This window comes from Synechococcus sp. BO 8801 (assembly GCF_002252675.1).
Taxonomy (GTDB): Bacteria; Cyanobacteriota; Cyanobacteriia; order PCC-6307; family Cyanobiaceae; genus Cyanobium.
Map to the genome: position 1 here is coordinate 25,145 of NZ_NQKY01000028.1, position 9,182 is coordinate 34,326.

A 9,182-nucleotide genomic window follows, 5' to 3' on the forward strand; every position below is an offset into this window, starting at 1 on the left:
GGTGGGCCGGGCCACATAGGCTCGCCTGGAACGCCAGCACGCCATGACCGCGACCACTCCGTCCCCGCCGGCCCCGGCGCCGATCCCGGTGGTGGTGGCCGGGGCCCTGGGCCGGATGGGCGCCGAGGTGATCAAGGCCGTGGTGGCGGCCCCCGACTGCACCCTGGTGGGGGCGATCGACACCACCCCGGGCCGCGAAGGGGAGGACGTCGGCCTGGCCCTGGGGATGGGGGAACTGGAGGTGGCGATCAGCGCCGACTTCGAGGGCAGCCTCTGCCAGGCGGGCCAGGCGGTGCGGCAGTCCGGCCCGGGCGGCGGCGCGGTGCTGGTGGATTTCACCCACCCCAGCGTCGTCTACGAGCACTGCCGCGGCGCCTTTGCCTACGGCGTCCATCCGGTGATCGGCACCACCGGCCTGCTCCCCGACCAGCTGGCCGATCTGGCCGCCTTCGCCGAGAAGGCCTCCATGGGCGGGGCGGTGATTCCCAACTTCTGCGTGGGCATGGTGCTGCTGCAGCAGGCGGCGGCGGCGGCGGCACGCTTCTACGACTACGCCGAACTCACCGAGCTGCACCACAACCGCAAGGCCGATGCCCCCAGCGGCACCTGCCTCAAGACCGCCGAGCTCATGGAGGAGCTGGGCAAGAGCTTCAACCCCCTGCAGGTGGAGGAGCACGAGAGCCTGGCCGGCTGCCGCGGCGGCCTGCGGGAGAGCGGCCTGCGGCTCCACTCGGTGCGGCTGCCCGGGCTGGTGGCCCACCAGGAGGTGATGTTCGGATCGCCCGGCGAGACCTACACCCTGCGCCACGACACGATCGACCGCAGCGCCTACATGCCCGGCGTGCTGCTAACGGTGCGCAAGGTGCGCCGGCTGGGCGGCCTGGTCTACGGCCTCGAGAGGCTGCTGTGAGCCGAGCCATCCACCGATGCTGATCCCCCTCAAACCCGGCGAACTGCTCCGTCTGATTCCGGCGGTGGCCACCGGTCCCCAGTTCACCGCCTGCAGCGGCGACCCGCGCAAGCTGCTGCAGCGGGTGCTGATCTCGGTGATCGGCGGGGTGATCGCGCTGCTGGTCAGTCAGACCCTGCTGTTCCGCAGCCAGGCGGGCCCGGTGTTCCTGGTGGTGGGCTTCGTGTTCCTTCTCTATGTGCTGTGGGGGCCGATCCTGGAGGCGGGACGCCGCAACGCCGTGCTGCGGCGCTACCCGGCGGCCGCCATCTTCGAGGGGGTGGTGGCCGACCAGTTCCGGCGGGAGGTGGTGGAGAACCGCCGGGAGCAGGCCAACAAGCAGGGGCGCCTGGAGCTGGTGGAGAACCGCCGCACCTGGCTCTGCCTGGAGCTGGAAGATGAGGACGGCTACCTGGGCCAGATCCGCTTCCCGCTGGAGAAGAAGCACGATCAGATCCGGCGGGGCATGGTGATCCGCTGCCTGGTGCTCAGTGAGCGCAAGGACTTCTCCCGCATCGGCGCCCTCTCGGATGGCTGGCTCCCCCAGCTGAAGCAGTGGGTGGGTGAGTACCCCTATCTACTGCGGCCAGCCTTCGAGGAGCTCTGCCTGCGGCGCCTGGGGTGAGGACGCTGGACGCATTCGAAACAATGCGTTACAATTCTCGCAACACTTCTCAAGGAGTTCTCCCATGACCGCCGCCACCCCCACCGCTCCCACCGCCCTCGATCGCTCCGCCATCCGCGGCGCCACCGTCACCACCGAAGACGGCGGCCGCCTCAACGCCTTCGCCACCGAGCCCCGCATGGAAGTGGTGAGCGCCGAGAGCGGCTGGGGCTTCCACGAGCGCGCCGAGAAGCTGAACGGCCGCATGGCCATGCTCGGCTTCATTGCCCTGCTGGCCACCGAGTTCGCCCTGGGCGGCGAGGCCTTCACTCGCGGCCTGCTCGGCATCGGCTGATCGCAGCTCCCCTTCGGGGACATCCCTTCTCCGGTCCGCCGTTCACGGCGGACCCCATCGCCGCAGCAGACTTTCTGTTGCGGCTTTTTCATGGCCATGCCCGCTTCGCTCCACGCCCGGATCCGGGGCGCCGGCCCCACCGGCGCCCTGGCGGCCCTGGCCCTGGCCCAGGTCGGCTGGCGGGTCAGCCTGCACGATCCCCTGACCGCCGAGGCGCTGCAGGCCCGGGAGCGGGCCTACGCCTTCACCCACTCCAGCCGGGAACTGCTGCAGCGTCTCGGGCTCTGGGGCGACCTCCGGCCCACCCTGGTGCCCTTCCGCCGGCTGCACCTGCGCGACGTGGCGGCGGAGCGTGATGTGCGCTTTGAGCCGGCCGACCTGGGCCAGGCCGACCTGGGTCAGGCCGACGCCGTGGGCTGGATCGGATCCCACCGGCCCCTGATGGCCCTGCTGCTGCGACGCCTCGGCCAGCACCCCGCCGTCCGCCTGGAGCTCGGCGGCGAAGCGCCGGCCGCCAGCGTCAGCCACGCGGCCGACGCGGACAGCGCGGATCTGCTGGTGGCCGCCGACGGCCCCGACTCCCCCACCCGCCGGGCCCTGGGCATCGGTCAGTGGAGCCATCCCTACCGCCAGGCCTGCCTCACCGTGCAGGTGGAGATGCGTGGCTGCGCCGACGACGAGGCCTGGGAACTGCTGCGGCCGGAAGGCCCCTTCGCGGTCCTGCCCCTGGGCGAGCGCCGCTTCCAGCTGGTCTGGAGCGCACCGGCGGCCCGCTGCCGCCAGCTGGAGGCCCTGGAGGCCCCGGCCTTCCTCGACCGACTGGCGGGGGCCCTGCCGGACCGTCTCCAGCCCGATGCCCTGCTGGCGCCTCCCCGCGCCTTTCCGGTGGCCCTGCAGCTGGCCCGGCGCCTGCATCGCGGCCGCACGGTGCTGGTGGGGGAGAGCGCCCACCGCTGCCATCCGGTGGGCGGCCAGGGATTGAATCTCTGCTGGCGCGATGTGGCGGTGCTGCAGCGGCTGGCGGAACGGGCCGCCCGGGGCACCCTGTCGCCGCGCCGCATCGGAGCCGCCTACGGGCGCCGCCGCTGGCCCGATCTGCTGCTCACCCTGCTGGCCACCGACCTGCTGGTGAGGATCTTCTCCAACCGCCACCGCTGGCTCCTGCCCCTGCGGGGCCTCGCCCTGGCCTGCCTGGCCCGCATCGACGGCAGCCGGGCCCTCGCCCTGCGGGCCATGACCCAGGGACCTTGTCGCCTGCTCCAGCCGCTTGCAGCATGGGGGGATGGTGATCAGCAGCTCTCCCCAGCCCCTGCCCTCTCCGGCCATGGTGCGCTTCCTGCGCCATCAGCTGGGCCTGAGTGAGAACGCCCTCCAGCTGGGCATCCGCCAGTCCCAGCTGGAGCAGGCGCCGCTCCCGGCCGTGCTCTGGCGGTTCGGCCTGATCAGCCTCGAGCAGTTCGACAGCGTCCTGGCCTGGCAGGACCAGCAGAGCTGAGGCTCAGCTGTAGATGATCAGGGACTCGATCGGATGCTCCTGGGGCAGCCGGCTGCGGCCCTCGAGGGCCGCCAGCTCCGCCAGGAAGCCGAAGCCGCAGAGTTGCCCCCCCGCGGCCTGGACCAGCTCGCTGCAGGCTGCGGCGGTGCCACCGGTGGCCAGCAGGTCGTCGACGATCAGCACCCGCTGGCCGCCGGCGAGGGCATCGCTGTGGATCTCCAGCCGGTCGGTGCCGTACTCGAGGCTGTAGTCCACGCCGATCACCTCGCCGGGGAGCTTGCCCGGCTTGCGCACCGGCACGAAGCCCACGCCCGCGATCGTGGCCAGGGCCGTGCCGACGATGAAGCCGCGGGATTCGATGCCCACGATCAGGTCCGGCTGCACCTGATCACAGAGCAGTCCCAGCAGGCGGATGGCCTCGCCCCAGCCCTCGGGATCCCGCATCAGGGGGGTGAGGTCACGGAAGAGGATGCCCGGCTTCGGAAAGTCGGGAATGTCCCGGACCCAGGTGCGCAGATCGATCGAGGAAGGGCTGCTGGCCATCGTGCTGCAGGTCGTGCTGGTGAAGGGACCGGTACCGGCGACGTGACGGATGGACGGCGCCGCTGGCATCATCGCAGTCATGGCCAAGGACACTTCGGAAGCGGCGACCCAGGACCGCTCCTCCCGCCCCCTGCCCCGCAGGGGACTGGAGCGACTCGATCTGATGCTGCTCTGCATGGAGGCGCTCGACCTCAATGGCGGCGAGGCGATGGTGTGGATGAGCGAGCAGCTGGGCTACGCCGCCCTCTTCCCAAACCGGGTGGAGCTGTGGAAGCGGCGCTGCCACAACCCCCTGCGGCGCTCCTGCCGGCGCGGTGAGGTGCCCGTCGCCGAGACCGATGCCCTGATCCGCATCCTCTGCGTCATGGCCGACCGGCTCTACCCGATGCTGCGCTCCCTGCTCTCCAGCAGCGAGCCGGAGTCGGTGGCCAAGGAGCGCTGGGCCCTGTTCCAGGGGCGGTTGGGGGAACTGATCCAGGAGCGCATGAACCCCCGCCGCAGCGGCGTCCAGAAACTGCTTGATCCCAACGACGGAGCCGCCCAGCGGCTGCAGCTGGTGCAGGGTCTCAGCCTCTGCGCCGGCCAGGGGGGCTTCGAGCGCATCAAGGCCAGCCTCATGGACGCGGTGGCGTGACAACGGCCGCCGCACCCCCCCCATGGTTCAGAGTTCCGTGATGAAGCAGAGCCTCGTCTTCGATCAGCTCAGCTGCCGGCTTCAGGTGGAGGGTCTCCCCGACGTCTCCATCGGCCAGAGCGGTGCGGCCTTGGGCATCATCACCGGCTGGAGCCTGCAGTGGGTCGGCCGGCCGCTGCTGGAGGGGCGCCGTGAGCACCTCCAGGCCCTGATGCAGGTGGTGCTGCCCTACGCCCGCCACCTGATCAGCGGCGTGCGCCGCGAGTTCAGCGTGGCCGGCGAACCGGTCGACATCGGCCCACACCCCGACGGCGGCCACCGGCTCCTGCTGCGCAGCAGCCAGCCCGACACCCCTCCGCTGGAGATGCATCTCGACGATGCGGAACTGGCGGATCTGGTGCGGGTGCTGGATCTGCTGCGCCTTGATCCCCGCGTCCAGCTGCCCCTGGCGATCCCCGATCCGGAGCCCCTCGGGCCCAGGGAGCTGATGGAGCGGATCCCCCTGCACCGGCGCCTCTCGGCCCCGGTGGGTGGCGCGGCGGCCCTGGCGGTCTCGGCGGCCCTGGTGCTGCTGCTGCCCCCGCCCGCCGTGCCCCCCGCACCGACACCGGCGGCGCCGGCGGCCGTGGAGGCCCCGTCCACCCCGCGGCCCTGAGCCTCCGCCGGGCGGCGAGCGGTTGACGTCGGCCCGGCACTGGTCACACTGGGTCAATCATCCAGCGCCTCCACTGCCATGCAACGGGCTCACCGATGGGCATGATGCGATGGGTATGAAGCCATGGTCATGAAGCAATGGGCATGACCTGGTCGGAACTGCGCCGCCGGGTGGCCCGGCTCGGTGCCGCCCTGGATGTGGTGGTCCGCAGCGATCCGGAGGTCTGCGGCCTGAGCGGTTCCCATTTCCACCTCACGCTCCACCACGGCGGCCAGGGCGACTGCACGGTCAATGACCTGTCCCTGATCGATTGTCCCAACGAGCTGGTGCTGATGGAATTCGAGCGGTGGATGCGGGGTGCCGGCTATCCGCTGGAGCCCTGACATCCCGGCCATGCCCCACACCCCCTACCCGCTCCATCTGCCGACGCCGAGGGGACCGACACCGGGGAAGGGTCTGGAGCTGCGCCGTCGCCGGCGCCGTCCCTCCTCTCGCTGGCGCCAGGTGCTGGCGGGCCTGCTGCTGATCCTGGCGGGAAGCCTGATCCTGGCCGGGCTGATGCAGCTGCCGGAACGGCTGGATGCCCTGCTGCTGGTGAGCAATGCCATCGCCAACCTGATCAGCGGGCTGAGCCGGCTGAGCATGGGCATCCTGCAGCTGGGCAGCGTCATCGTGGTGGCCCTGCTGGCCCTGATGGCCCTGCTGCTGCTCGTCGGCGGCGGCGTCCGTCTGGTGCGGGGGCTTACCGCCCGGCCGCGCCGTCCCTCCTGAGGCGGAGGCACCGCGGCCTGCAGGTCCCGCGCCGGGGACTCAGTGGTGCAGCTGCTGGAACCAGAACCCGGCCAGCTGCCAGGACGACAACAGGAAGATCGCCAGGATCAGCCAGTTGACCCAGGCGGGCCGTTCGCGGTTCTCGAACATGGCGGCAGGGGAGTCGCGTCCTTCGCCCTGATCCTGCCAGTGCGCCCGGCTGATCCGATGCCGCGTGACGGTCGGTGGCACCGAACGGATGTCAGCGTTCCGCCCCCATGCCGAGCGACCCCTACTCCGGCCCCGCCCCAGGCGCCCTGCTCTCCTGCCTGGGCTTTCCCGGCTGGGGGGGACTGCACCTGGTCGTCCCGAGCCGGGGACAGCCGCCCGCCCTGGCCAGGCGTCTGGAACTCTGCCGGCGGGACGACGGGGCCGCAGGGGGCCAGCTGCTGCCCGCCCTGCTGCGCCGCCACCGCGATCTGGAGCCCCTCGATCCGGCCCGCTGGCCCTGGGCCGGCGACACCGCCTTGGCCTGGCCCCGGACCTGGGGGCATCGCTACCTGCTGATCTGCCGCTGGGGATCGGCCACGCCGCTGCGCATCGCCGCCTGGCAGCGGCAGGGGGAGGGTCAGGGCCAGCAGGGGGGCTGGGCGAGGCTTTGTGCACCCATCCCCCTGTCCTGCTTCAGCGAGCGCTTTCTCACCCCACGCAGTGGTCAGGAGATGACCAGGGCCACACCCAGTCCGACCACCATCAGGGCGATGGCCCCCACGGCCCAGTAGGCATGGCTCTGGGCATCGGCCCTGGTCTCGCCGATCACCATCGTGCCTTCGTCGGCGTAGAGGTTGTCGTGGTTCTCGAGGTCGTGGGTGTGCATGGGGCCTCCAGCAAGCTCGTCGGACCTCTCCAACGTAGGAACGCCGGACGGACCGGTCCGCCACCGCGACGAACCGACACCCCCCGCCACGGTCTGCCCCGGTGGCCCGCCATGGCAGGTTGGCCGGCGGCGCCCAATAATGCGCCTGTCTGCAGAGTCCCGTGCCGCCCTGGCTGCTGATCCTGATCACCGTTCTGGTGATCACCCTGGTCGTCAATCCCACGGAGCGGGATTTCGTCTGGTATCGCAGCCTCCGGCGACCGGACTGGATCGCCGCCCAACCGTGGGTGGCTCTCGTCTGGCCGCTGATCAGCGTCTGCTTCTACGGCTCGGCGCTCGCCTTCTGGCAGACGGCCGGCTCCTGGGGCTGGGTGGCCGTCTACGCCGTGCTGCTGGTGCTGCTGCGCAGCCCCCACTGGCTGATCTGCCGTCTGCACCGCCTCACCGCCGGCCTTCCCCTCTGGCTGCTGAGCTGGACCCTGACGCTGGTTCTGGCCCTGATCGTGGGGCCCGCCTCGCCCCTGGCCTCGGGGTTGCTGCTGCCCGCCCTGGTGTGGACGCCGGTGGAGGCCGCCATTGCCCTGCGGATGGTTGGATTGAACCGCAAGGAGCACCGGAGCGGCCGTGGACCCGATGATCGCCGCCCTGCTCGATCCCGGCGCCTATGACCATCCGGTCGAACGGGTCGACTGCCTGGAGACCCACATCTCCTGGATCCTGCTGACCGGAGCTGTCGCCTACAAGATCAAGAAGCCGGTGAACCTGGGCTTCGTCGATTTCTCGACCCCGGAGCGGCGCCGCTGGTTCTGCCAGGAGGAGCTTCGGCTCAACCGCCGGCTGGCTCCGGACCTCTACCTCGGCCTCAGCCCGATCCACGGCCCACCCGATCGGGCCAGCCTGCACGGCAGCGGGCCGATCCTCGAGCAAGCCGTCCGCATGCGCCAGTTCCCCCAGAGCGCCCTGCTGGGCGCCGTTCTGGATCGCCAGGGCCTCACCGCCGACCAGCTCGAACGGCTGGCGGATGACCTGGCGGCCTTCCACAGCGCCGCTGCAGTGGCCCGCCCCGACGAGGCCTACGGCTCACCGGAGCTGGTGAAGGCGCCGGCCATGGCCAATCTGGAGGTGCTGGAGGCCAGCGGCGCTGCTGTCGCGCCGGAGGTGGCCGCCCTGCGGCAGTGGACGGAGGACAGCTTCGCGGAGCTCCAGCCCACCTTCGCCCTGCGCCGCAGCCAGGGGCGCATCCGTGAGTGCCATGGGGATCTGCACCTCGGCAACCTGCTGCTGGAGGAGGGGCGCATCCGGGTCTTCGACTGCCTGGAATTCAGCCCCGAGCTGCGCTGGATCGACGTGATCAGCGACCTGGCCTTTCTGGTGATGGATCTGGAGCACCGCGACCGGCCCGACCTGGGGGCGGTGCTGCTCAACCGCTGGCTGGGGCGCTGCGGCGACTACGGCGGCCTGCTCACCTGGCGCTGGTACCGGGTCTACCGCTCCCTGGTGCGGGCCAAGGTCTGCGCCCTGCGCCTGCGCCAGCCCGACCTCGACGCCGGCACGGAGCAGCTGCTGCAGCAGGACCTGGAGCGCTACCTCCTGGGCGCCCGTCGCGCCAGCGCAGTCCCGACCCCGGCCCTGGTGATCACCCATGGGGTCTCCGGCAGCGGCAAGAGCCACCGGGCCCGCCAGCTCTGCCGGCGCCAGGGCTGGATCCAGCTCAGCTCCGACGTGGAGCGCAAGCGCCGCTTCGGCGCCTGGGGCCAGGGGGACGCGCCCCCCCTGCAGGGGGATCCCTACCGGAGCGCGGTGAGCGCCGACCTCTACGAACGGCAGCTGCCGGAGCAGGCCGCCCGGATCCTGGCCGCCGGGTACGCGGTGGTGGTGGATGCCACCTTCCTCGGCCGTGATCAGCGCCAGCGGATGGAGGATCTGGCCCGACGCTGCGGCGTGCCGTTCCTGATCCTGGCCTGCTGCAGCACGCCTGGGCAGGCCCGCCGGCGCATCAAGGAGCGCCGGCTGCGGGGCGGTGATCCCTCCGACGCCGATGGGGCCGTGCTGGAGACCCAGCTCAGGGCCCAGCAGCCCCTCGACGAAGGGGAGCTTCGGCACGTGCTCGAGGTGGGGGCGGAGCTGACGGCCGGCGATCTGATCGCCCGTATGGAGGAGCGGCTGGGGGCCTAGAACCACTCGGCCAGGGCGGCCTCGCGGGTGTTGACGTTGGCTTCGGGGGTGGAGCGCCGGAACTCCATGGTGATGCTGCGCTTCTGCTCGCCATCGGCCGCCAGGGCCTCGATCGGGTAGAGCTGCTGGCCGTCGCGGAAGGGCA

14 protein-coding genes and 1 pseudogene are annotated in these 9,182 nt (G+C 71.4%); 12 read left to right on the plus strand and 3 right to left on the minus strand.

Annotation, left to right across the window (positions count from 1 at the left end; genetic code table 11):
• The first annotated feature begins 43 nt into the window (after positions 1-43).
• From dapB to CJZ86_RS15040, 5 genes are all read left to right on the plus strand, one after another.
• Positions 44-910, plus strand: coding sequence for a 4-hydroxy-tetrahydrodipicolinate reductase (gene dapB / locus CJZ86_RS15020; RefSeq protein WP_094587182.1), 867 nt, complete (start codon positions 44-46; stop codon positions 908-910).
• 16 nt (positions 911-926) lie between these two features.
• The gene (locus tag CJZ86_RS15025) at positions 927-1,574 is read left to right on the plus strand and encodes a DUF8619 family protein (RefSeq protein WP_094587184.1); all 648 of its coding nucleotides are present in this window, start codon (positions 927-929) and stop codon (positions 1,572-1,574) included.
• Between the two features lie 64 nt (positions 1,575-1,638).
• Entirely contained in the window at positions 1,639-1,908 is a 270-nt protein-coding gene (locus tag CJZ86_RS15030) for a CAB/ELIP/HLIP family chlorophyll-binding protein (protein ID WP_094587186.1), read from the plus strand.
• 96 nt (positions 1,909-2,004) lie between these two features.
• Entirely contained in the window at positions 2,005-3,270 is a 1,266-nt protein-coding gene (locus CJZ86_RS15035) for an FAD-dependent monooxygenase (RefSeq protein ID WP_094587204.1), read from the plus strand.
• Positions 3,191-3,403 (plus strand): DUF2949 domain-containing protein, encoded by a 213-nt coding sequence (locus tag CJZ86_RS15040; protein WP_094587206.1) that lies wholly within the window; start codon positions 3,191-3,193, stop codon positions 3,401-3,403. Before CJZ86_RS15035 ends, CJZ86_RS15040 begins: the two co-directional genes overlap by 80 nt.
• Before the next feature lie 3 nt (positions 3,404-3,406).
• Here CJZ86_RS15040 and CJZ86_RS15045 read toward each other — a convergent pair whose 3' ends face one another.
• Entirely contained in the window at positions 3,407-3,946 is a 540-nt protein-coding gene (locus CJZ86_RS15045; RefSeq protein WP_094587208.1) for an adenine phosphoribosyltransferase, read from the minus strand.
• A gap of 79 nt (positions 3,947-4,025) precedes the next feature.
• Between CJZ86_RS15045 and CJZ86_RS15050 the strand changes: the two genes are divergently transcribed.
• From CJZ86_RS15050 to CJZ86_RS15070, 5 genes are all read left to right on the plus strand, one after another.
• Positions 4,026-4,580 carry a DUF3038 domain-containing protein gene (locus CJZ86_RS15050; RefSeq protein ID WP_094587188.1) on the plus strand — a complete coding sequence of 185 codons (555 nt, stop codon included), beginning with the start codon at positions 4,026-4,028 and terminating at the stop codon, positions 4,578-4,580.
• A gap of 22 nt (positions 4,581-4,602) precedes the next feature.
• Entirely contained in the window at positions 4,603-5,235 is a 633-nt protein-coding gene (locus tag CJZ86_RS15055) for a DUF4335 domain-containing protein (RefSeq protein WP_094587190.1), read from the plus strand.
• Positions 5,236-5,372: 137 nt separating this feature from the next.
• Positions 5,373-5,618, plus strand: coding sequence for a hypothetical protein (locus CJZ86_RS15060; protein WP_015108440.1), 246 nt, complete (start codon positions 5,373-5,375; stop codon positions 5,616-5,618).
• 10 nt (positions 5,619-5,628) lie between these two features.
• Positions 5,629-6,006 (plus strand): hypothetical protein, encoded by a 378-nt coding sequence (locus CJZ86_RS15065; protein ID WP_233134046.1) that lies wholly within the window; start codon positions 5,629-5,631, stop codon positions 6,004-6,006.
• 257 nt (positions 6,007-6,263) lie between these two features.
• Positions 6,264-6,767 carry a hypothetical protein gene (locus tag CJZ86_RS15070; RefSeq protein WP_094587192.1) on the plus strand — a complete coding sequence of 168 codons (504 nt, stop codon included), beginning with the start codon at positions 6,264-6,266 and terminating at the stop codon, positions 6,765-6,767.
• On the opposite strand, the gene CJZ86_RS17175 is transcribed toward CJZ86_RS15070, so the two are convergent.
• Positions 6,701-6,862, minus strand: coding sequence for a hypothetical protein (locus tag CJZ86_RS17175; protein WP_190609649.1), 162 nt, complete (start codon positions 6,860-6,862; stop codon positions 6,701-6,703). The two genes, CJZ86_RS15070 and CJZ86_RS17175, sit on opposite strands and share 67 nt — an antisense overlap.
• A gap of 161 nt (positions 6,863-7,023) precedes the next feature.
• Here CJZ86_RS17175 and CJZ86_RS15075 point away from each other — a divergent pair, with 161 nt between their 5' ends.
• Positions 7,024-7,530, plus strand: a complete 507-nt coding sequence (locus tag CJZ86_RS15075) for a TspO/MBR family protein (protein ID WP_158219581.1) — start codon at positions 7,024-7,026, stop codon at positions 7,528-7,530.
• A complete protein-coding gene (locus CJZ86_RS15080) occupies positions 7,496-9,037 on the plus strand; it encodes a bifunctional aminoglycoside phosphotransferase/ATP-binding protein (RefSeq protein ID WP_094587196.1) in 1,542 nt (513 codons plus the stop codon). The genes CJZ86_RS15075 and CJZ86_RS15080 overlap by 35 nt, the downstream gene beginning before the upstream one ends.
• On the opposite strand, the pseudogene CJZ86_RS15085 reads toward CJZ86_RS15080, so the two are convergent.
• Positions 9,034-9,182: pseudogene (locus tag CJZ86_RS15085) on the minus strand (DUF4912 domain-containing protein); the annotation flags it as partial. The gene CJZ86_RS15080 and the pseudogene CJZ86_RS15085 sit on opposite strands and share 4 nt — an antisense overlap.

Excerpts from the sequence above, each read along its gene's own strand:
- dapB (WP_094587182.1), top strand. The coding sequence starts at position 44 with ATGACCGCGACCACTCCGTCCCCGCCGGCCCCGGCGCCGATCCCGGTG.
- CJZ86_RS15025 (WP_094587184.1), top strand. The coding sequence starts at position 927 with ATGCTGATCCCCCTCAAACCCGGCGAACTGCTCCGTCTGATTCCGGCG.
- CJZ86_RS15030 (WP_094587186.1), top strand. The coding sequence starts at position 1,639 with ATGACCGCCGCCACCCCCACCGCTCCCACCGCCCTCGATCGCTCCGCC.
- CJZ86_RS15035 (WP_094587204.1), top strand. The coding sequence starts at position 2,005 with ATGCCCGCTTCGCTCCACGCCCGGATCCGGGGCGCCGGCCCCACCGGC.
- CJZ86_RS15040 (WP_094587206.1), top strand. The coding sequence starts at position 3,191 with ATGGTGATCAGCAGCTCTCCCCAGCCCCTGCCCTCTCCGGCCATGGTG.
- CJZ86_RS15045 (WP_094587208.1), bottom strand. The coding sequence starts at position 3,946 with ATGGCCAGCAGCCCTTCCTCGATCGATCTGCGCACCTGGGTCCGGGAC.
- CJZ86_RS15050 (WP_094587188.1), top strand. The coding sequence starts at position 4,026 with ATGGCCAAGGACACTTCGGAAGCGGCGACCCAGGACCGCTCCTCCCGC.
- CJZ86_RS15055 (WP_094587190.1), top strand. The coding sequence starts at position 4,603 with ATGGTTCAGAGTTCCGTGATGAAGCAGAGCCTCGTCTTCGATCAGCTC.
- CJZ86_RS15060 (WP_015108440.1), top strand. The coding sequence starts at position 5,373 with ATGGGCATGACCTGGTCGGAACTGCGCCGCCGGGTGGCCCGGCTCGGT.
- CJZ86_RS15065 (WP_233134046.1), top strand. The coding sequence starts at position 5,629 with ATGCCCCACACCCCCTACCCGCTCCATCTGCCGACGCCGAGGGGACCG.
- CJZ86_RS15070 (WP_094587192.1), top strand. The coding sequence starts at position 6,264 with ATGCCGAGCGACCCCTACTCCGGCCCCGCCCCAGGCGCCCTGCTCTCC.
- CJZ86_RS17175 (WP_190609649.1), bottom strand. The coding sequence starts at position 6,862 with ATGCACACCCACGACCTCGAGAACCACGACAACCTCTACGCCGACGAA.
- CJZ86_RS15080 (WP_094587196.1), top strand. The coding sequence starts at position 7,496 with ATGATCGCCGCCCTGCTCGATCCCGGCGCCTATGACCATCCGGTCGAA.